Raw genomic sequence first — 22,063 nt, forward strand, 5'->3', positions numbered from 1 at the left:
CAGGTCTATATATCAAAATTATTTAGTTGGTTTTTTCAAATCCACTGAAGCCGCTGAGCTTTCAATTTTTACACGTTTTAGGAAGAAGGCAAGCACTAGCGCAAGGACTGTAACACAAGCTGCTATTAAGAATGAGTGTGTAATACCATCTAATAAAGCAGTTTGTGTAATCTGATCCTGCATTTGTTGCATTTGTTCTGGCGTTGCTGCAACACCTGATTGCGCTGCATTGGCTTTTGCTTCTGCAATTAAATCTTCGGCTGTTGCTTTTGTACGGTTATTCATGAACGTTACCATCACAGCACTACCAATCGCCCCTGCCACTTGCTGTAAAGTATTATTAATGGCTGTACCATGTGGGTTCATCATTTGTGGTAATTGGTTTAAACCGTTTGTCATAATTGGCATCATAACCATTGACATACCGAACATACGAATTGTGTACATAGACACGATAAATGTATAGCTTGAATCTAATTCTAACTTTGTTAAACCGAATGTCGCAATTGTTGTAATCGTTAAACCGATAACCGCTAATAGACGCGGTCCAAATTTATCAAAAAGTTTCCCTGTAATCGGCGACATAATTCCCATTACAAGTGCCCCAGGAAGCATCATTAAGCCTGCTTCAAATGGATCAATTCCACGAATCGATTGTACATAAGCAGGTGTTAAAATCATCCCCGAGAACATAGCCATTGAGACGATAACCGAGATAGCTGATCCCAGTGCAAACATTGGATATTTATAAATACGTAATTCAAGTAAAGGCTGATCCATACGTAGTTGTTTAAATATGAAGATGATTAAAGCAAGAAGGCCAACTGAAATTGTGCCATATACCCAAGGACTTGACCAGCCCTTATCCCCTGCAGTACTGAAACCATATAGAATACCACCGAACGCAACTGTTGATAATAGTACTGAAGGAAAATCTAAATGAACTTCACGTGTTTCCATCACGTTTTCTAATTTCCAAATACCAAATAATAAACTAATAACCGCAAACGGAATAATCATTTGGAATAGCATACGCCAATCATGATGTTCAACAATATATCCAGATAATGTAGGACCTATCGCTGGTGCTGTAATCATGACTAAACCAAAAATACCCATTGCCGCCCCACGTTTTTCTTTTGGGAAGCTAATTAACATTACATTCATTAAAAGTGGTGACATACTTGCAGCACCTGCTGCTTGCACCATACGACCTGCAAGTAACGTACCGAAGTTAGGTGCAAAGCCAGCCATAATTGTACCGATTGTAAAGACTGACATCGCTACAATAAATAAATGTCTATTTTTAAAGCGTGTTACGAAGAATGCTGAAGCAGGTACTAAAATACCACTTACAAGCATATAACCTGTTGCTAGCCATTGTACCTTTGAATACGTTATGTCAAAATCTTTCATGATTGTTGGTAACGCAACGTTTAACAATGTGTTATTAAGAAAAGCAACAAAAGCACCCACAAATAAAATACCAATCATGCCATAGGGGGGCTTTTGCAGTGTTTGACCACTATTCATTTATATCCCTCAATTCTTTCTTGTTTTTTTCGATAAAACTTATTTTATACTCGCAGTCTACTTTTTTCAAGAATTAAGATTATATTTTTTATAAATATTGATATATAGGCGTTTTAACTATAGAATAAGAGTATAATATTTTAAAAAAGGTGAGGTTATGAACAAAAGAAAAAGACAAATCATTACTGCTGCTCGTGCTCTTTTTATTGAAAAAGGATTCGTAGATGCATCGATTAACGACATCATTAGTGCAGCTAAAATTTCAAAGGGTACATTTTATAATCATTTTTCTTCTAAAAATGAATGCTTAATCGCCATATTAGATGAAGGGCGTGAGGAGGCAAGTAATCGCCGCCACGAACTTCTTTACGGCAAAGATCCTACTGATTTGGAAGTATTAACACAGCAAGTTGCGGTACTCATGTATGTCAATCGAGAACATAATTTAATTCAAATTTTCGAATCGGTTTTCCATTCTCGTGATAATGAACTGAAAAAAATTATTTTAAACTATCATTTACAAGAACTGGAGTGGCTTGCCAATCGACTTGTTCAAGTTTTCGGAGAAGAAGTTAGTCCAATTAGCTACGAATGTGCTGTGCAAACACTTGGTATGATTAACCTTTCAATACGTGCTGTCTTAATTGCTGATTATAAATATATAAATCGCGAAGCCATTGTACGTGTAGCATTACGCAATATTAGCGTAATTATACCCGTTATGCTTGAATCAAAAGAAATCCTCATTAGTACGGAAATGATCAACACGATACAAAACGTCGCGAACTATAAAACAGTTGATAAGGAAACGGTCATCGAGCAATTAACAGGCTTTAAAAAAGGATTGCCTAAGAATGAAACAGCGGAAGGCTTAGAGTATGTGGAATTCTTATTAGAGGAACTACAGCGCGAAAAGCCAAAGCTCTTTATCATCGAATCACTTCTTACACCTTTCCGTAAAGCATTCGTTGGAACCGAACACGCAGAAGAGGCACGTGATATCGCTAATAGTTTATGGCGCTACGTAAAAATTGAGCGGCCATCAGAGCGCTGCATGAAGTAAATTAACCACACTAACAAAAGGAGCTATATAGAAAGTCAAACACTCACGACTTTCCATATAGCCCCTTTTTTTGAGCTTCTATCCTATTTAATTAATACGATAAAACAGACTCCTTTAGATTAGCGTCTGCAATTACTTAACTTGACGATCTTTCGGCCCTATCCAAAAACCAATCATAATGCTAATAGCTACTACAAGAAAAGGTGCGTACAAAATAATAAATTGATTCATTATAGTTCCCCCTATGCATGGTGATCATGTTTACCGCAAGCATAATCACGATCAAACACAAACCATTTCATTACTAAATAAAGTGAAGGTATGAGTAGAACCAATCCTCCAACAAACGCTATCACTAATGCAATTGCCATTGTTTCATTTGTAAAGCTATCATAGACTGATATATACGGATACAGTAAATACGGATAATGTGAAATACCATAGCCGAAGAATGCAAATCCAAATTGAGCAACCATTAAAAAGACAGCTATGCCATAGTTTTTCTTTTTAAATAAAAGAATTAGTGTTATAAGAAATAGCACACCTGAAATGGCGAAAAGCCACCACAGATCTAACATATTTTCATAATGCTCAGGCACATGTCCCTTTAACTCCACCATAATCCCTATTACACTTATTATGAGCGGCAAAGACCAACCGAGTGCATACTTTCTCATTAAATTAGAAGCATGTTCATCTCGTGCTCTTTTCCCATACCATGTTAGGAAAACAGCTGAAATATACAAAACTGCCACTATACTTAATAGCACAATAGACCACGTTAACGGATTGGTGAAAAGTTTAGCAATTTGTAAATGCGGTTCTTCATTTACAATTTTTACGAACCCTCCCTCAGATATCGTTAATACAATAGATAGAGATGCAGGTATAAATAAACCAGTAATTCCGTACATCATTGTATATCCGATATGTCCACCTTTTCCACCGTAGGATTCAAATGCATAATAACTCCCTCTAATTGCAATTAATATTAATGAGATACTGACTGGCACTAGCAAAATTGTGCCATAATAATAAGCCGTTTGAGGAAAGAAGCCTACCGTTCCAACAAAGAAAAATACAAGGAAGACATTTGTAATTTCCCACACCGGAGATAAATAGCGCTTAATAACATTTGCTAATATATGATCTTTACCAATTAAGACACTATAAGCATTAAAGAAGCCCGCTCCAAAGTCTATGGACGCAACAATGACATAGCCGAATAGAAATAACCACAGTACCGAAATTCCTAATATCTCTAAGCTCATTGTTCTGCACATCCTTCCACTTGTTTATGTTCTTCAATTTCACGTTCAATCGGATTGTTACGGAACATACGAATAAGTACTACGCTACTTCCTATCGCTAATACAATGTACAGCCCTGCAAATAGTATTAGCATGGTATCGACTTGACCACTTGTTGTAGCACCTTCCGCCGTTTTCATATAACCACGAAGGATCCAAGGCTGACGCCCTACTTCCGCAAACCACCATCCTGCCTCAACAGCAATAAGCGATAGCGGACCACCTGCTACTACTATTCTCTTAAAACTTTTTGAAGAAATAAACTTCCATCCCCGCCACTTTCCTAGCACATAAATAGCTGCAACGACAATTAGTAAAGTTCCGATAACTACCATGACGTCAAACAAATAATGGATATAAAGTGGCGGCTGTTCGTCCTCGGGAAATTGATCTAAACCTTTCACTTCTGCAAAAGGATTATTATGCGCCAATACACTCAATGCGTACGGTATTTTGATAGCATATTTTACCTCTTCTCCATCTAATACTCCAAATAACATAAGCGAAGCATCCTCTTTTGTTTCAAAATGCCATTCAGCAGCAGCTAATTTTTCTGGTTGATATTCCGCTAAATACTTCCCAGAAAAGTCACCTACAATCAGTGCTGCTAGCGAAAATACTAGTCCAAGTTTCAATAAAAGATGTAATGCTTTTTTATGATACACATGCTTCGATCCTCGTAGCATACGATAAGCAGCAATAGAAGCTAATAAAAATGCTGACGTCATATAAGATGTTACTAATACATGCGCTACCTTCGTTGGCATTGCAGGATTTAGCATTGCTAATACTGGTTGAATATTTACAAGCTCTCCATCTACAAGATCAAAGCCCTGCGGTGCATTCATAAAGGCATTCACAATCGTAATAAAAACGGCCGACATAGAAGCACCAATAGCTACCGGGACCAATAATAATAGATGTCTCTTTGGATTTTTGAATCGATCCCATGTATATAAATAAAGCCCTAAGAAAATCGCTTCAACAAAGAACGCAAATGTTTCCATAAACAATGGTAATGCGATCACCTGACCCGCCAACTCCATAAAGCTTGGCCATAGTAGTGATAGCTGCAATCCTATCGCAGTACCAGTGACAACCCCGATTGCCACAGTAATCACAAACCCTCTTGCCCATCTTCTTGCTAGTAATAAATAGTGCTCGTCATTATTTTTTAATCCAACCCATTGAGCAATCATGATCATTAAAGGTATACCGACGCCAATTGTTGCGTAAATGATATGGAATGACAATGTTAACTCTGTTAAGGCCCGACTCCACATTACAGCTGAATCATTCATTTAATTTCATCTCCTAGGTACCAAAAATTCTTCCAATGATTGAAAGAAACATTATCCCCGCTACTAAAAAACTTATAATTATTAGCTTTTTTTCATGTGACTTATAGGCAACCACTTTTTGTTTTTTCATCATAATAGATCCACCCAAATTTTAATCGCTGTCGCTAAGATGAGTACGGCTAAAATACTTTGCAAAATTTTCGTATTCATTTTTTTTCCTATTTTTGCGCCAAGAGGAGCCGCCAGTAAACTTGCCACTATCATGATGACTGCAGGATAGTAATCGACTTGCCCTGTCATTAACTTACCGATTGTTCCACCAATTGATGAGATAAACGTAATGGCTAGGCTTGTTGCAATCGTCATCCGTGTTGGAATACCGAGCACTACAAGCATTATCGGAACAAGTAAGAAACCACCTGCAGCACCAACAATCCCAGAACCAATTCCAACAATAAATGCTAAAATTGCCGCTAACGGCTTGTTGAAGGTTACTTCATCCAATGGCTTATCATCAATTTGTTTCTTAGGTATAAACATCATCACAGCTGCAATCAAGGCTAAAATACCGTATACGACATTCACACCGTTTTCAGATAAAAACTGTGATCCGTAGCTCCCAACAAAGCTACCGGCTAAAATGGATCCTCCCATATAAATAATGAGAGGCTTATTAAGATAGCCACCCTTTCGATATGCCCAAACACCTGCAATCGAAGCAAAAAGCACTTGTACCGCACTAATACCTGAAACTTCATGTGCTGAAAATGCTGCTAAACCAAAAAGTGGCGGTATATATAGTAGCATTGGGTATTTAATGATTGAACCGCCGATGCCCAACATACCGGACACAAATGAGCCAACGAATCCAATCAGGAAAATCACAATTATAAATGTAATATCCATCGTTCTTGCATCTCCTTTTATTCATGTGCTTTCAGTATAGTCCTGCTGCAATTTCAGACATATAGGGGTTTTCCACTATTAGCTTTACTCACTGTGACAATATTAAAAATTATTTTGAATAGAAATAAAAAAAGACCACTCATCGTTTGAGTGATCTCAGCTTGTCGACAAAAGAATAAATATAAAATAATGTGTATCAATAAACAAAGGTTGATTTTCACTCCGAGTTGGCGCTTTCCGCGGGCTTGGCTTCAATCTCCTCGTCACTACGTTCCTGCGGGGCTTTCAGCGCAAGCTCATCCCGCAGGAGTCGCCACTCTCCGTGAAAAATCAACAGTTCCTCACCATCAGTATGAGTTGAAAAGCTGAACCAAATTAGTATTATAGCTATGATTAACATACTAAAATGATCCCGCCTAAATTATAATAGGATATTTTTAATTATTTTCCACCTAAGGCAAGCCTCACCATGAGGGAAAACGAGATGGTTTCGACGCTCCTATAAAATACCCGCACAGACAAATCGTTGTTGCTGTAGTTTCGTTTTATCACTATAAATTAGAGTGGCATGCCAGGAGATACATATTGGTTTATTGGAGCGGAGGCTGGGCGACTCCTTGGGGATCAGCGTCACAGATGAGACCCTGGAGCGCAAGCGGAGTAGAGGAACGAAGGCTAAAAGCATCACGTCCTGTGATAACGCCTTCGTGACCAACCTTCTGTTGGCCCAAGCGGCTCATCGGACGCCCCCTGGAAAGCGCCCAGCCGGAACGTAAATCGACCCTCATTTTGCGAAAAGTAATATATTAATACAGGCGTGTCGATTAGGAAAATATAGGTTTATTATTGAGCGATAAAAGGATTTTTTTGTTGATATTTTGCTTATGTGTCCCCATTTTTGCTGATTGTAGCGGAGGGCTACTCGAGTGCTCCTGTCGCTTCGCTTTCGTCGCAGAGCAAAGCTTCCCGCGGGAAAAGCGAGACAGACGAGACCCTGCACGGAGCGGATGTTTTCTGTGCGAAAGCGTAGTGCTAACGTAGCGGCAGCAACAACAGCGAAGGAAGCGGCTCGACGCTCGCCCGCAGGAAAGCGAGTAGCCCGTAGCGGAAATCAGCGTCTTCTAAATAATTAAAGTGGATAAAAATGGTTAATCAACACGTCTGATATTAATATACACAATACGTCACAGGTTAATATTCACCAGCTTCTTACAGCAACAAGTTGTTACATATAGTTATTTGCAAGCCCATACTGAATAAGCTCAGCTTTATTACTTAAATTGAGCTTTTGCATAATATTTGATTTATGATTTTCAACCGTTTTACTACTAATATATAGCTGCCCAGCAATTTGGATATTCGTATACCCTAGAACTGTTAACCTCATTATCTCCTGCTCACGCACAGTTAAAATACATTGATCTTCTTGCCCCTTATGTTCAAATAATTTATCCATCTGCTCCTGAGGAATACCCACGTTGTAATATATGCGACCACTATATACAGCATGGATAGCCTCGTAGAGAATTCCACCTTGACTATTTTTTAAAATATAACCATGGGCTTCAACAGCAATCGCTTTTTGAATATAAGCAACTTCATTGTGCATTGTTAACATAATAATTTTCACGTTAGGCATTTGCTTATGAATTTCTTGAGTAGCCGTAAATCCATCTAACCCATGTGGAATGGATACGTCCATTAAAATGACATCTGGGTTTAATGAAATTGCCTGAGTGATTGCCTCCGCTCCATCACCCGCTTCACCTACAACTTCTATATCTATATAATTTTCCAATAAAAGAACAATCCCTTTACGGATTAGCACATGATCATCTACTACTAAAACACGAATCATCTAAAGTCATCCTTCCAATTAGGTACTTGAATACTAATTTGTGTACCTTTATTGTGAGCTGAAGTAATATTAAAAAATCCGCCTAACAGTGTAATTCGCTCCTCCATATGCTTTAAACCGAGCCCTTCTTTTTTCAAGTACTGTAGATCAAACCCTACGCCATTATCTTCTATATAGAGTGATAAATTTGTAGCTTTCTTTTCGAGTCGAATGACGACTTTAGAGGCCTTTGCATATTTAATAACATTGTGTAAAGCTTCCTGCACGACGCGATAAATATTGATTTCTACAGATGGATGACAACGTTCCTCAAAATCTGTTTCTAACGATATAGCAATATCAGGATGTACCTTTTGCACTGAATCGACAAGGGTGCTTAATGTAGGTGTAATTCCTAACTGATCTATGCTATGTGGGCGAAGCTGATAGGAGTACAATTTAATATCATTCATTACTTGCTCTAGCTCATTGCGTACTTCTTCGATATACGTATTTAGTCTTTCATTGTCTTTGACATAAGATTCTATCGCTTGCAATGCAACAGATATTGTATACAATGACTGACCAACGCCATCATGTAATTCCTGCGCAAGCCTTTTATGTTCTTCCTCTTTTGCCTCAATTAGCTTTTTTATAATTAGCTTTGAAATGCGAGCCTCTTCTTCCTTTAACTGAAGGGTCTGATCGCGCAATACAAGAAGAAATTCTTGCTCGTTTGTTTTACTATCTGTATACATCAGCGCCGTGCTCATTTCAACGTCTATCTTACTCCCATGATACGTCGGCATTTTCGATAAAAAATAGGGAACCTCATTATGCTCTATTAAATAACATGTATGTTCTTTTGGAGATTTTTGACGATTTTCACAAAATGAACAAAAGGGCACTCGATCTCCTAATTCCCATCCCGATAACCGCTTCGCCGAGGGATTCATCATTAAAATTTCACGGTTGTGATTCATTATGATGATGCCATCTTGAATATATTGAAATATTTGCTGTAAATACTTATTTTTTAGCTGTTCTTTCTCCAATCTAAACACACTCCTAGTATTAATTATACCTCGGCATAATTACGTCCGGAGGCTTTAGGTTTACTTGTTACTAATCCGCATACTTTGCCCTATACTTTTTCTTCTATCATGCTATAACTCTTCACTTCATGCCCCGCTTTACGAATGATACGAACACTCATATTTTTTTCTAGCTGTGTTGACGCAATAATATGAAGGGGCTTTTTGGGTAGTTCATGCATGTGACGTACTAAATAGGCAATTGGTAAATTTAATGCATTTGGTGTAGGTGATTTGTAAGAATCATTATAATCACGTACATCTACTATCACCATCCCCACTTTCAACTCTTGTAGTAAACACTCCTGTATTTGACGCACCGGGATATGCCGTTTATAAATAATTCTACCAATAAAAAGAAGGAATATACTCAAACTTACAATAATCATTTTTTAACCCCTTTTACCGAGAAAAAAAGGTTGTCTAAATCCGTTTAACTTTCCATTGACGAATCTCACAACGCCTTACTAAAATCTTTGATTTAAAATGACGATTTCCACTCCCCATCTTCAAAAGATGCCTCTCGGAAGTACTAAGCAAAGAAAAAAATAGCAGACTAGGATTACTAGTATGCTATTTTTCTTTTAGAACAACCTCATTTATTTAGTCACTACCTCTTGTTGCCAAGCCATATAGCCACCCGTTAAATTTACAATGTCGTGAATGCCATTTGCTTTTAGTACACTTACAGCAATTGCAGAACGAGCACCACCTTGACATTGAACAACAATTTTTTTATTTGTTTGCAATTCATCTAGACGTCTAGCTAGTGTACCAACCATAATATGTTGAGCATTTTCAATATGCCCTGCATCATATTCTGTTTGATTGCGCACATCAAGCACATGAACTTTTTCACTTTCAATTAACGGCTTTGCTTCTAAAGGAGTTATATTTTCATAACTGTCTAGGGAAGTAGCCTCTTCCAAAACTTTCGTCACATCTCCATAGCCAACAACATTGTCGATACCGATAGAACGTAATGCTATTAAAATATCATCTAGTTGGGAAGGATTAATTAGTAAATATAATGGCTTTGTATAATCTACTAGCCAACCAGCCCAATTGGTCAATGAATTATTGTAAGGGATGTTTAGTGTACCTGTGATAAACCCTTGTGAGAAATCTTCCGCCGGTCTAGTATCAATCACTTGCTTCCCTTCTGCAAGAAGTTGAGTAATCTCTTCATAGTTTGACACTGCCTTTACTGGTGGTAAGTTCTTAAGAAGTTCTATTCCTACTTTATTAACACGCTTCATAACAGCGAAATAATAAGGAGGTTCCGGTTGACCATCTAGTAACGCGTCAATAAATTTTTGTTCATCATCAAATTGCATAGCCCAGTTGAATTGCTTCTCATACCCAACTGTTGAAGATGGCACAGCGCCTAATGCTTTGCCACAAGCACTACCCGCTCCATGAGCTGGCCATATTTGCATGTAATCCGGTAAAGCCTTGAAACGTTCTAATGATTTAAACATCGCTTTTGCACCAGATAGTGATGTACCCTGAATACCAGCAGCCTTTTCTAACAAATCAGGGCGTCCGATATCACCTACAAAGACAAAGTCACCTGTAAAAATCCCCATTGGCTTATCTGCTACACCTCCACGATCCGTTAATAAGAAGGAGATACTTTCTGGCGTATGTCCTGGTGTATGCATAACTTTAAAAATAAGATTACCTATAGTAAATTCATCACCATCTTTTAATAATTGATGAGGAATTCCTTCAAGGTTTTGATACTTCCAATCAGCATCCCCTTCGTCGGAAATATACATCGTTGTTCCAACACGGTCTGCTAACTCACGAGACCCAGCTACAAAATCGGCATGGATATGCGTTTCTAACGCACCAACAATTTGCATCTTTTCTTTTTCTGCTAATGCAAGATAGGGCTCAATATTACGCATCGGGTCAACAATGACCATTTCACCTTTCGCCTGACATCCCACAACATAAGAAGCGTGTGCTAATTTTTCATCGTAAAAATATCGTAATAACATGTGTAAAACTCCCCTTTATACTTAGTTTTTTTCTTTTAAAATATCTAATGCAGATTGGACATAATTAAGTGATTTTTGAACAGAAGGATCTTTCATCCATTTAACAATTGAAAAAACATTAATATGCTGAGGCTTTTCTTCTGCTCTTTGCTGTACCATTTTTAAGAAATCCAAACCTGTCTTTCCTTTTTCAACATATGGATCGGCATAGCTCTTTAAATTATTCATTGTATAGTCTGTTGTTTGCTTATCCTGAAGTACTACTGTGACAAAATCAATAATGTTTTCTAACTGATGAATGATTTGAACAAGCTTTGGCAATTTCTCCATTAGCTGTACAATAGCCGTTATCGTTTCTGATCCTACATTATAAGTAGCAACAAATTGCTCGTATCTATCTACGGTCTTGTCATCCGTTAGTACTGATTTTCCAAAATCCACTACATTTTCTGCTGATTCTATCGTTTGCTCTACATTCGGTAATTTTTCCAATAATCGCTGTAAAGAGTGTCGAACTTCTGGTTTCTCAAGCGTTTCGAGTATTTGATATAATTCCTCGCTCATACATACCGTTGCATTAGCCACGCCTGTCGCCTCCCTTCATTCGTAATTACATAGTGCCTTTTAGCATCCCATCCCAGTACATAACAGGTAGTAAATCCTTTTTCATGAAATACATACTGGATCTTTCCACTGCCTGGTTGAAAGGCATAGATTCGACAGGCTCTTTATTGTAATCAAACTCCGCCAATATCAGTTTGTTGTAGCCTGTTACAATTGGGCAAGAAGAGTAGCCATCATACATTTGCGTCATTGGTTGTTGTCGCATTAAAGCAATAAGATTTTGTGCAACTATAGGAGCTTGCTTGCGTATAGCTGCACCCGTTTTGGATGTTGGTAGATTGGCATTGTCACCTATTCCAAACACATTGCTATATTTTTTATGCTGCAAAGTAAACTTGTCGACATCTACCCAGCCACATTCGTCTGCTAATGCACTCGTCCGTATAAATTCGGGTGAACACATATAAGGTGTCACATGAATCATGTCGTACTTAATTTCTTCTAATGTGCCTGTATCTAAATTTTCAAAAATAGCTATTTTTTCTTCAGCCTTAATTTCAATCAAATTACGACGGAATCGAGCATCAATATTTTTCCGCTCTATTACCTTTTCAAGTGCTTCACGATATTTCAAAACATCAAAAATTGCCGGATTAGCCGAACCAAAAATAACGTTAATATTGTCACGTACATTGACTCTATTAAAATGGTCTTCTGCTAAATGCATAATTTTTTGTGGAGCACCGCCACATTTTACTGGAGAGTTTGGATGTGTAAACAATGCAGTCCCTTCTTTAAAATTGCGGATCGTTTCCCACGTATAATCCACATGCTTAAAAGAATAATTACTACATACACTTTTAGTCCCCAGTGCCTCTTTCAGCCCTTTAATAGCTCCCCAGTTAATTTCTATCCCACCAGCAACTACTAAAAAATCATACGTGTATGTTGTACCGTTTAATGTTATTACCTGATTTTGATTGGGATCAAAACTACTAACAGCCTCTTTTAACCAAACAGCTCCTTCAGGGATAACAGAAAGCATCTCACGTTCAGAGTCCCACTTATTTGCTGCACCACCTCCCACCAATGTCCAGAGTGGTTGATAATAATGTTTTTCTGCCGGATCTATGATGGCAATCTCCCCTTGAAGCGAATGAGATTGACGAAGTAAGCGTGCCGCTACTGAAATACCAGCAGTTCCTCCTCCAACGATGACTACTTTAAAAGAAGTCTTCATGTGTATATCCTCCTTATCATGCTGTCTTTCGTATACACCTTTTACACCTTAATAATAGTTTTAAGAGAGAGCCGTTCATATAGGGGTAATCCCCTAAAAACTTACACTTCAATGGTCAACATCACAAAAAGGGCAGTACAAGGTGAATGTTTCATCACTTGTACTGCCCAAATTAACAGTGTTTTACTTTATCAATTATGCCTCGGCATAATTGCGTCTCAAATCGGCTAAGCGTAGCGTCAGCAACTGGATTTTGTCTGTGAAAGCGAAGCGACAACAACAACAACACGAAGTTGGTCACCCAGGCGTTTTTACAGGATGTGAAGGTTTTAGCCTGAGTTCCTCTTTTTCAGCGGGTTTTGGAACCCCGATGAAAAGTAGCTTAAATCCGCAACTATGAACCTAAAGAGTCGCCCATCCTCACTCCAATCAACTTACGCTTTAGCAAATATCATCCCCAATTTTTGATGATATGCAAAACCTACTACTTACATTTAAACTTCAATACAAAAACTGTACCTTCCGCTCCTGATTGGACACTAATGGTACCCCCGTGTAAATCGATTAACTGCTTCGTAATAGCCAATCCGAGACCTGTACCCGTTGTATCGTCCGTAGTATTCGTACCTCGATAATATCGCCCGAAGAGGTTATCAAGCTCCTCTTGGGGAATTCCTGGTCCTTGGTCGGCAATTGTCAGCATAATCTCCAGGCCTATATTTTGCGCTTCTACGTTCACCTTTGTACCGTCAGGCGTATACTTTTTAGCATTAGTAATAAGATTATCTAAAATACGCTTTAATAAAAGCTCGTCCGCTTCCAGCACAACATCACCATAAACATTTACAGACACTTGTTCATCTGCAAATTGAGGTAACCATACGTTGAGTGGGATTAACACTTTTTCAAGCTGTATCGCTTTATTTTTTAATTGGTACGTATATGTTAAGTCTTGTATAAGGGCATCCATGTACGTTGCCTTCTCCTGCATCGTAGTTGCAAAGACGCGCATTTCTTCCTTTGTCCACTCATAGTCTTCAGAAGCAAGCATTGTTGAATAACCATAAATAGAGCTTAACGGTGTCTTTAAATCATGGGATAAGCCTGTTATCCATTCCTCCCGTAATTGCTCTGCATGCTTAATCTGTCTTTCATTGGAGGAAAGACGTTCTGATAAATTATTAATCGATTCATCCACTGGCTGAAATAATTTAAATTTCCTCTTTAACTTCCCTGTCTTCCGATGATGGATACTTTTATCTCTTACTTTACTGTAGTCAAACTGAGTTAATCGCTCGATACGAGATAAGACATAAACAAGTGGACGAACAAATTGACGGGAAATACTAACCGATAAAAAGAGGATCCCTATTAACAATATAATATGTCCGCCAAAGAAGACGGAAACAAATAAAACCATCGCTTTATTAAAAGGCTCGTCAAATGGCTTATATGATGGGTTTGGCATACGTACAACTAGTGTCGAGCCATCCTCTAAAAGAACATTTCGCGAAAGCTCTTTATACTCAAAAATATCGTAGTTCTCTTCCAGCAATTGGGGCTTATAGAGCTTTTTATAGCGCTCACCAATGACTTCTACACGATCCCACTGCTCATTGTAGATTTCAACCGAGGCCTTCTTATCCTGTAAACGCTGGAGCAGTTCTGAAGAAACCTCTCCTTTATCCTTCCAATCCCGAACTACTTCCTCAAAAAGCGGTTGAACAGGTAAAGCCGGGAGGAATAACAAATGATATTTAGGAATCTCCCACGTGTGCATCCCTGGCCGTTTAAGAGCCATTATTTCGTTATCTGTCATACTACATAGTTCACATGTGTCTCCCGTGTAATCAACAATGTCCATCGATTGATTGAACAAATATAATTGCCCTAAGTTCTCCCCTGCTCGCTTTACTAAATAATCAGCAATCTTAATAGATTCCCCTTTTTCTACGACAGCATCATCTTTAATTTCAGAGGAAGACATTATATGAATATCGTCACCAACATGACGATTGATAAAGATTGCAAAAAACACCAAACTTATAATAAAGCCTGTAATGATTAGTAAATAAAAAATGATGAAATAAGATACAAAACGAAGCGTTAATCTTCTAGCTGGCTTCATGAAGGAACATCTCCAACAAGTTTATAACCAATCCCCCTCACAGTAATAATGCAGGTTGGTTTACCTGGATTCTTTTCTATTTTTTCTCGCAGTTTTCGAATATGCACCATCACGGTATTATCATCAAACAAACAATCACCCCACACGCGCTCGTAAATTTGCTCCTTCGATAACACTTGCCCTGCATTTTCACATAAATATTTCAATAAATAAAATAGCCTACCGCTAATAATTTCCTTTGTGCCATTTACAGTCACCTCTGCCGCATCGATATCGAATGTAAATCGACTGCATGAAAATAAATGACTTTCGGGTACATCTTTTCTCTTTATATATCTTGTAAGCTGGACCTTCACCCTCGCAACAAGCTCAAGTGGATTAAACGGCTTCGTAATATAATCGTCTGCTCCGTTCATAAAACCACGAAGCTTATCTGCATCACTAGCTTTTGCGGTTAAAAAGAATATAGGTGCTTCACTTTGCTCTCGAATCATATTCGCCATATCAAGTCCACTACCATCCGGGAGCATAATATCTAATAGATAAAAATCAAAAACCTTCATTTCAATTTTCTTTTTTGCTTCTTGAACGGATTCGCAGAGAGTAATGTTTAAAAATCCTTCTTTTCTTAAGATAATTTCAATCATTTCTGCAATTGCACGTTCGTCCTCTAATACTAAAATTGATGCGTCTTGCATACTATCACCTTCTTTTAAGATTACTTTAAGGTAGTCATTATTTCACCATAAGCTTTCCCAACTACACTATGTATAAGATAACCAATTAAGGAGATAAAACGCAATGACAACTAACCGTGTTACCTTCATAGATACAATGCGTGGATTTAGTTTATTTGGCATCTTAATGGCAAATTTGTTGATTTTCCAGTTTGGCATGTATGGCAAAGATGAACTAAAAGATTTATCCGCCCTCGATAATGGCGCCTGGTACTTTGTAAAAATCTTTATTGAAGGTTCATTTATGCCGATTTTCACCATTTTATTCGGCTTCTCTCTTATTAAACTTATAGAATCTATTCGTAGAAAAAAAGATAAGAGTCGATGGTCCATTTTACGCCGTGCAACAGGGCTAATCGCTTTAGGTTTACTACATTCAACATTTTTATGGGATGGCGATATTTTATTTTCCTACGGCTTTATGATATTGTTTTTAATCCCATTTATTAATCGCAAACCAAAAACTTTATTTATTTGGGCTGGCATCTTCTTATTACTTATTACTAGCTTATCATTTGGTTCCATAGAAGAAACGAAAAAAGAACAGAAAGAAATAGCAACCTATATAGAGAAAGCCGACAATGTATACGCTAATGGAAGCTACTTAGACATTTATGATTTCCGTGCAAATGCTCTACCTCCAGGCATGGATGATGCAGGTTTAGTCTTTTTCTTATTAATTTTTCTCGCACCAATGGTTACCACTGCATTGACCCTTTTCGGCATGGGGCTCGCTAAAAAGCAAGCTTTTGTGAATATGGACGACGAAAAGAAATGGTATAAGCTTGGGGCTCTGCTTGTTCCAATAGGGCTCGCATGTAAAAGTCTAAGTTTTATAGAAAACAATTTTTCCAGAATGTTGTTAACAGGTGGATCTGAATTATTAGCAGTTGGCTATGTCTGCCTTGCAGCTTTACTATATAAAACTCGCCCTGTACAACGTCTCGCTCCTGCTTTTGAAAGTGTCGGTAAATTATCTTTAACCAATTATCTAATGCAAACCATTATTTGTACAACAGTATTTTATGGATACGGTCTTGGCTTATACGGCAAGCTCGGCGTATTTGGCGGTATTTTATTTGGAATCATAGTGTACAGCTTGCAATGTGTTTTCAGCCTTGCCTATTTCAAAAAATTTAAACGTGGACCATTTGAAACTGCACTGCGTGTATGGACGAATTGGTCCTGGAACGGACAGATTAAATTAAAACAGAAAGGAAGTACTTTACATGAATAGTGACGCCAAAGAGGACTTTACAGATACATGGTGGTTCTTAGGAATCTGTACTGCTGTAGCCGTAGTTTTAACACTATTTGCTTTTTAGAAGATTACAAAATGATTATAAATAAAAATCACACCCCAAACTTTGATGTATCAAAGCTTTGGGGTGTATTATTGATATAGGGTGCTAGAGTTCAAAATTTTAGCACCCTTTATTTACAATTCACTTGGGCATTTCACCAAATTTACATATTCAATTCTAAACGCCGTGCAACTAAAGAAAGTGCAAAATTCACAATAAAATAAATTACAGCAACTAAAATGAAAATCGGAATAATATAATTAATATTTTGTGCATTAAGAACCTGTGCATTATGCATCATCTCTGGTAGCGCAATAACAACCGCTAGTGATGTATCTTTTAGAAGTGAAATAAACTGGCTAACAATCGGTGGTACCATACGTCGTACCCCTTGCGGCAAAATAATATACCATAAGGTTTGTATATAAGATAAACCAGACGAACGCCCCGCCTCCATTTGTCCTTTGTGTACAGAGTTTAAGCCACTACGAATAATTTCTGCTAGCATTGCAGATTCAAAAATCGTTAGCGCTAAAATAGCAGACCATGTAATACTTAACTTAATTCCTACTTCCGGCAAAGCAAAGTATACAAAGAAAATAATCAATAATAGCGGTAAATTTCTTATGGTTTCAATAAAAACAGCAGAAATTTGTGCCAATACAGGTACTTTAGTATACCGAATAATACCTAGAATTGCTCCGAGAAGGAAACTAAAAACAATAGAAATGCCCGCAACTTCAAGTGTTACCAAAAAACCTTTCAACAAGAAAACAATATGATCAGGGCTATATGCTCCAATAAAATCCATCCATCTAACCCCCTACTAATTGCTCTTCGCTAAGCTTTTTTCTAAACGATTAACACCATAGCTTAACGGAAGCGTAATAATTAAATAAAAAAGTGCTATAAAAATATATACATCAAAAGTTACGAAAGTTCTTGAAGAGATCAAATCCCCCTGATACATTAGCTCACCTGCTGCAACAATTGTTAAAATCGATGAATTTTTCACTAAATTCAAAAACTGGTTACCTAATGGTGGAATAACAATTCTAATTGCTTGAGGTAAAATGATATAGCGCATCGTTTGGATATACGTTAAACCTGAAGATCGCGCAGCCTCAGTTTGTCCTTTATGCACAGACAAAACACCTGCACGAATAGCCTCTGCGATAAAAGCAGCAGTATAGACCGTCAACGCAATTGTGCCCGCTTGGAATCCGCTTAAACGAATACCTAATACTGGCAATCCCACAAAGATGAAGAATAAAATAATTAACAACGGGATATTACGGAAAAATTCAACATAAATTGTACCTATCCAGTTTAAAGGTTTGATAGGTGCAATACGAAATACAGCAACCAATGTTCCTAGAACAAAACTACCAATCAATGCCAAAAGACTTACAATTAAAGTATTTTTAAAACCTTCAAGAAACATCCCCATATTATCTGTAAGAATAGTAAAATCAAGCATTCAATTTTCACTCCAATCCAATACGCTCTGCCGATATAGTTACGTTTTCATTTTGAATTGGCATGTCTCAAAATTTTCGCAACCCCATCAGAAGCTTTAACTTTATTCAACGGGTGTGTATAAACACCCGTTGAATAAAGTTAAATAACAAAATTGAAACAAGCAGTCATACACCTATTGAATATCACATTCATGAGGTTATTCATATGACTGCTCGCTACATTAACATTCGTTTTACAACGGATTATTTCTTAATCCATTTGTCGTGGATTTCATCATATTTACCACTTGACTTTAATTCTGCAAGCGCGTCGTTAACAGCTTTTACAAAATCATCACTACCTTTTTTCATCGCAATGCCATAAGGCTCTTCTGTGAATTGACCACCAACTAATTCGAAATTATTATCTTGTGAAGCCATACCATATAGAATCGCGTCATCCGTTGTTAATACATCACCTTGGCCAGCTTTTAATGCCGTAAATGCCTCTGCATAGTTTTCAAACTCTAGAACCTGTGCTTTCGGTGCTTTTTCACGGATGTTAATTGCCGATGTAGAGCCTTTAACAGCAATTACTTTTGTCTTTGAGTCTAAATCATTAATACTCTTAATCGGGCTTCCTTTTTTCACTAATAGTGATTGACCTGCCTCGAAATAAACATCAGTGAAATCAACTTCTTTACTGCGGTCTTTTGAAATCGTCATCGTTGCAATAATCGCATCAATATCGCCGTTATTTAACATAGGTATACGTGTTTTAGACGTTACTTCTTTAAATTCAACTTTTGTCTCATCACCAAGAATAAGTTTTGTAATCTCTTTCGCAAGATCTACGTCAAAACCTTCAATTTCACCAGTACTCGGATTTTTTAAACCAAATAACTTTGTATCGTTTTTAACACCCCATACAATTTTGTCATTCGCTTTAATAGTTTCGAATGATGATTTCGATTTAGCCCCAGAGTCTTTATCTTTTGATTCTTTATCGCCTCCACCACAAGCTGCTAGAACAAGTACAGACAATAGCATGAACATTAAAAATTTTCTGTTTTTAAACATTAAAAAATCCCCCTATTCTTTTCTCTAAAAATTATTAATGATTAAAAATCCTGCTTAAGAATAATTTAGCACGTTCTTCTTTTGGCTCTCTAAAGAATTCAGCTGGATTAGCATCCTCCAAAATTTGACCCTTATCGATAAAAATCACTCGATCAGCCACCTCACGAGCAAACCCCATTTCATGCGTCACAACCACCATCGACATTCCTTCTCGTGCTAGCGCTTTCATAACATCCAATACTTCTCCAATCATTTCAGGATCAAGCGCCGATGTCGGCTCATCAAATAACATAATGCCAGGACTCATAGCCAAGCCACGCGCAATTGCAACACGTTGCTGCTGCCCCCCCGATAATTGCGATGGAAATGAATTTGCCTTATCAGGTATACCTACTTTTTCCAGATAGTATAACGCTGTTTTCTTCGCTTCTTCTTCCGATTTCCCCAAAACTTTCATAGGAGCTAGCATAATATTTTGTAAAACCGTTTTATGTGGATATAAGTAAAAATGTTGGAATACCATACCAATATTTTTACGCAAATCATTAATGTCTGTTTTTTTGTTACTGATCTCTACTTCATTCACCTCTAATAATCCATCAGAAATGGTTTCTAAACGATTGATACAACGAAGCAGAGTACTTTTTCCAGAGCCAGAAGGTCCAATAATAACAACAACTTCCCCTTTTTCAATGGTCAAATTGATATCTTTTAAGACATGGAAATCGCCATAATGCTTATTTACGTTTTGAAATCGAATCACTCTATCAAACCCCTTACTAAAATGCATATTATATTCATAGATACTGTTATAACTCAATATGTGAAATTTATTATTAATTAACTTAATTTAACTATAACCTTAATCATTGACAAAACGCAACAATATTTTCAGAAAAATGAATTATTTAGATATAAATAATATATCATTCATAAAGTAGAAAATAAATAACATTACCGCTAATATTTCTATTTAGAAATAGCTATTCCCGATAAAATATATAGAATAACCGATTCGTTCAATCCATCTTTATCTGTTATACAACAATAAAAACAACATTACATAGTTATAATTAAAATGTATATCCTTTATTTAACAAAACAACCTACACCGCGCAGCCTGGGCACAATTCAACATTCGGACGTATTGTTTATCTTCGCGATGCGACAGCAACAATTACGCCAAGGCGGAATTGATTTAAAAAGAATTGATACTAAAAATACTTCCCGGAAAATCACAATAAGTGTTGCTAAAGTTTGTTGCTGTATTAACGGAAAATCGTTATCTTCCTATTTCTCCATATTGTATAATTATTATAAATAAAGCTTAGCTTAGGAGGTTTCCCTATTGATACAGCGAGTCGTTATTGCAGGCTATAGACCACATGAATTAGGCATTTTTAATGACAAGCACCCTGGCATTGCCATCATAAAAAAAGCACTCGAAAACCGTCTGCGCATATTGATCGATGAAGGTTTAGAATGGGTGATTATTAGTGGTCAGCAAGGTGTCGAAACATGGGGTGCTGAGGTTATTCTTACATTAAGAAATGAATTTCCTCATTTAAAATATGCTGTGATCACTCCTTTTTTAGAGCAGGAGAAAAATTGGCAGGATCATAAAAAAGAAAAATATCAAGCCTTAGTAGCTCAAGCAGACTTCGTAACGAGTGTAACGAAAAAGCCATACGAGGCTCCATGGCAATTTATCGAAAAAGATAAATTCATTATCCAAAATACAGATGGTCTGCTGCTAATTTATGACGAAGAAAATGAAGGCTCCCCGAAGTATATGAAACGTCTAGCAGAAAAATATATGGAGACACACGATTACACACTTTTAATGATTACCGCTTATGATTTACAAGTAGTAGCAGAAGAAATACAGCAACAAGATTGGTAGGGAAAATATTGATATAATTTTCTGATAATTATATACTGGAATAAATAAGTTTAACTCTATTAGTCATAAGCTTTTTACCCTTTAGTGCTAATTTCTAAAAAGGAGCTGCTAACATTTGAGTAAAAAAATCAAAATGGTTCTTGAGTCGTCGCCGGTGAATGTTTCTCATGATACGTACCGCAGAGAATGTAGATATACACGAGGAATTCATATTGAAGAACAAGAGTTTAAAGCAATTTTGGATACAATGTGCCACGATTCTCGCTTGTATTTTGATTTCCATAATCCTCGTAGGGAGATTAAAAAAGGAACATATTTAAACGGACACTCTGGATTAGCGCGCCATATTTTTAATTACTATAAAATTAATTACGGCATTGAAATTAACGAGCTCATTAATGGCAAAGATTTTTATGTAAAAATAATATAAAGGGATAAATTGATTTCAAATCATTCAAGTCGGTTGTTATGTTTCTTACATAACAACCCATTTTTTATATTCGATGATTTGTCAAATTAAGTGCAACAATTGCTCATTAAAAGCCTCGTTTGCAGTTTTCCAACCAAGACATTTTCTTGGTCGGTTGTTGATATAGT

23 protein-coding genes are annotated in these 22,063 nt (G+C 37.1%); 5 read left to right on the forward strand and 18 right to left on the reverse strand.

The window, feature by feature from the left end; translation table 11 throughout:
* Positions 1-18: 18 nt before the first annotated feature.
* Positions 19-1,533, reverse strand: coding sequence for a DHA2 family efflux MFS transporter permease subunit (locus tag ACFCYJ_RS22135; protein WP_376077102.1), 1,515 nt, complete (start codon positions 1,531-1,533; stop codon positions 19-21).
* Between the two features lie 157 nt (positions 1,534-1,690).
* On the opposite strand from ACFCYJ_RS22135, the gene ACFCYJ_RS22140 reads away from it, so the two are divergent.
* A complete protein-coding gene (locus ACFCYJ_RS22140; RefSeq protein WP_376077105.1) occupies positions 1,691-2,596 on the forward strand; it encodes a TetR/AcrR family transcriptional regulator in 906 nt (301 codons plus the stop codon).
* Positions 2,597-2,728: 132 nt separating this feature from the next.
* Here the strand turns inward: ACFCYJ_RS22140 and cydS are convergent, their stop codons facing one another.
* From cydS to ACFCYJ_RS22195, 11 genes are all read right to left on the reverse strand, one after another.
* Positions 2,729-2,827 (reverse strand): cytochrome bd oxidase small subunit CydS family protein, encoded by a 99-nt coding sequence (gene cydS, locus ACFCYJ_RS22145; protein ID WP_376077107.1) that lies wholly within the window; start codon positions 2,825-2,827, stop codon positions 2,729-2,731.
* An 11-nt stretch (positions 2,828-2,838) separates the two neighbouring features.
* Complete coding sequence (locus ACFCYJ_RS22150; protein ID WP_376077110.1) at positions 2,839-3,867, reverse strand: cytochrome d ubiquinol oxidase subunit II; 1,029 nt, start codon at positions 3,865-3,867, stop codon at positions 2,839-2,841.
* Positions 3,864-5,207 carry a cytochrome ubiquinol oxidase subunit I gene (locus ACFCYJ_RS22155; RefSeq protein ID WP_376077113.1) on the reverse strand — a complete coding sequence of 448 codons (1,344 nt, stop codon included), beginning with the start codon at positions 5,205-5,207 and terminating at the stop codon, positions 3,864-3,866. The genes ACFCYJ_RS22150 and ACFCYJ_RS22155 overlap by 4 nt, the downstream gene beginning before the upstream one ends.
* A gap of 129 nt (positions 5,208-5,336) precedes the next feature.
* A complete protein-coding gene (locus ACFCYJ_RS22160; RefSeq protein ID WP_376077115.1) occupies positions 5,337-6,113 on the reverse strand; it encodes a sulfite exporter TauE/SafE family protein in 777 nt (258 codons plus the stop codon).
* Between the two features lie 590 nt (positions 6,114-6,703).
* Positions 6,704-6,853 (reverse strand): hypothetical protein, encoded by a 150-nt coding sequence (locus ACFCYJ_RS22165; protein ID WP_376077118.1) that lies wholly within the window; start codon positions 6,851-6,853, stop codon positions 6,704-6,706.
* Positions 6,854-7,338: 485 nt separating this feature from the next.
* Positions 7,339-7,971 (reverse strand): response regulator, encoded by a 633-nt coding sequence (locus tag ACFCYJ_RS22170; RefSeq protein WP_376077120.1) that lies wholly within the window; start codon positions 7,969-7,971, stop codon positions 7,339-7,341.
* Complete coding sequence (locus tag ACFCYJ_RS22175) at positions 7,968-9,005, reverse strand: PAS domain-containing sensor histidine kinase (RefSeq protein ID WP_376077122.1); 1,038 nt, start codon at positions 9,003-9,005, stop codon at positions 7,968-7,970. Before ACFCYJ_RS22175 ends, ACFCYJ_RS22170 begins: the two co-directional genes overlap by 4 nt.
* Positions 9,006-9,094: 89 nt before the next feature.
* Entirely contained in the window at positions 9,095-9,433 is a 339-nt protein-coding gene (locus ACFCYJ_RS22180) for a rhodanese-like domain-containing protein (protein ID WP_376077125.1), read from the reverse strand.
* A gap of 210 nt (positions 9,434-9,643) precedes the next feature.
* Positions 9,644-11,050 (reverse strand): MBL fold metallo-hydrolase, encoded by a 1,407-nt coding sequence (locus ACFCYJ_RS22185; protein ID WP_376077127.1) that lies wholly within the window; start codon positions 11,048-11,050, stop codon positions 9,644-9,646.
* 21 nt (positions 11,051-11,071) lie between these two features.
* A complete protein-coding gene (locus ACFCYJ_RS22190) occupies positions 11,072-11,635 on the reverse strand; it encodes a helical membrane plugin domain-containing protein (RefSeq protein WP_376077129.1) in 564 nt (187 codons plus the stop codon).
* A gap of 25 nt (positions 11,636-11,660) precedes the next feature.
* The gene (locus tag ACFCYJ_RS22195; RefSeq protein WP_376077132.1) at positions 11,661-12,854 is read right to left on the reverse strand and encodes an NAD(P)/FAD-dependent oxidoreductase; all 1,194 of its coding nucleotides are present in this window, start codon (positions 12,852-12,854) and stop codon (positions 11,661-11,663) included.
* A gap of 211 nt (positions 12,855-13,065) precedes the next feature.
* On the opposite strand from ACFCYJ_RS22195, the gene ACFCYJ_RS22200 reads away from it, so the two are divergent.
* On the forward strand, positions 13,066-13,254 hold the full coding sequence (locus ACFCYJ_RS22200) for a hypothetical protein (RefSeq protein WP_376077134.1): 189 nt from the start codon (positions 13,066-13,068) through the stop codon (positions 13,252-13,254).
* 84 nt (positions 13,255-13,338) lie between these two features.
* Here the strand turns inward: ACFCYJ_RS22200 and ACFCYJ_RS22205 are convergent, their stop codons facing one another.
* Positions 13,339-14,982: a sensor histidine kinase gene (locus ACFCYJ_RS22205; RefSeq protein WP_376077136.1), complete on the reverse strand. Its 1,644-nt coding sequence runs from the start codon at positions 14,980-14,982 to the stop codon at positions 13,339-13,341.
* Positions 14,979-15,680, reverse strand: coding sequence for a response regulator transcription factor (locus ACFCYJ_RS22210; protein WP_376077138.1), 702 nt, complete (start codon positions 15,678-15,680; stop codon positions 14,979-14,981). Before ACFCYJ_RS22210 ends, ACFCYJ_RS22205 begins: the two co-directional genes overlap by 4 nt.
* A 103-nt stretch (positions 15,681-15,783) precedes the next feature.
* On the opposite strand from ACFCYJ_RS22210, the gene ACFCYJ_RS22215 reads away from it, so the two are divergent.
* Positions 15,784-16,956: a DUF418 domain-containing protein gene (locus ACFCYJ_RS22215; RefSeq protein WP_376077139.1), complete on the forward strand. Its 1,173-nt coding sequence runs from the start codon at positions 15,784-15,786 to the stop codon at positions 16,954-16,956.
* A gap of 230 nt (positions 16,957-17,186) precedes the next feature.
* Here ACFCYJ_RS22215 and ACFCYJ_RS22220 read toward each other — a convergent pair whose 3' ends face one another.
* The 4 genes from ACFCYJ_RS22220 to ACFCYJ_RS22235 all read right to left on the reverse strand — a co-directional run bounded on the left by ACFCYJ_RS22220 (position 17,187) and on the right by ACFCYJ_RS22235 (position 20,326).
* A complete protein-coding gene (locus ACFCYJ_RS22220; RefSeq protein WP_376077142.1) occupies positions 17,187-17,834 on the reverse strand; it encodes an amino acid ABC transporter permease in 648 nt (215 codons plus the stop codon).
* Between the two features lie 15 nt (positions 17,835-17,849).
* On the reverse strand, positions 17,850-18,503 hold the full coding sequence (locus tag ACFCYJ_RS22225; RefSeq protein ID WP_376077145.1) for an amino acid ABC transporter permease: 654 nt from the start codon (positions 18,501-18,503) through the stop codon (positions 17,850-17,852).
* Between the two features lie 244 nt (positions 18,504-18,747).
* Positions 18,748-19,563: a transporter substrate-binding domain-containing protein gene (locus ACFCYJ_RS22230; RefSeq protein WP_376077147.1), complete on the reverse strand. Its 816-nt coding sequence runs from the start codon at positions 19,561-19,563 to the stop codon at positions 18,748-18,750.
* 34 nt (positions 19,564-19,597) lie between these two features.
* Positions 19,598-20,326 (reverse strand): amino acid ABC transporter ATP-binding protein, encoded by a 729-nt coding sequence (locus tag ACFCYJ_RS22235; protein WP_376077150.1) that lies wholly within the window; start codon positions 20,324-20,326, stop codon positions 19,598-19,600.
* 585 nt (positions 20,327-20,911) lie between these two features.
* On the opposite strand from ACFCYJ_RS22235, the gene ACFCYJ_RS22240 reads away from it, so the two are divergent.
* Both ACFCYJ_RS22240 and ACFCYJ_RS22245 read left to right on the forward strand, forming a co-directional pair.
* Positions 20,912-21,466: an SLOG family protein gene (locus tag ACFCYJ_RS22240; protein ID WP_376077152.1), complete on the forward strand. Its 555-nt coding sequence runs from the start codon at positions 20,912-20,914 to the stop codon at positions 21,464-21,466.
* A 115-nt stretch (positions 21,467-21,581) separates the two neighbouring features.
* On the forward strand, positions 21,582-21,896 hold the full coding sequence (locus ACFCYJ_RS22245; RefSeq protein WP_376077155.1) for a hypothetical protein: 315 nt from the start codon (positions 21,582-21,584) through the stop codon (positions 21,894-21,896).
* Positions 21,897-22,063: the final 167 nt, after the last annotated feature.

Source organism: Lysinibacillus sp. NPDC056232, from assembly GCF_042267565.1.
Taxonomy (GTDB): domain Bacteria; phylum Bacillota; class Bacilli; order Bacillales_A; family Planococcaceae; genus Lysinibacillus.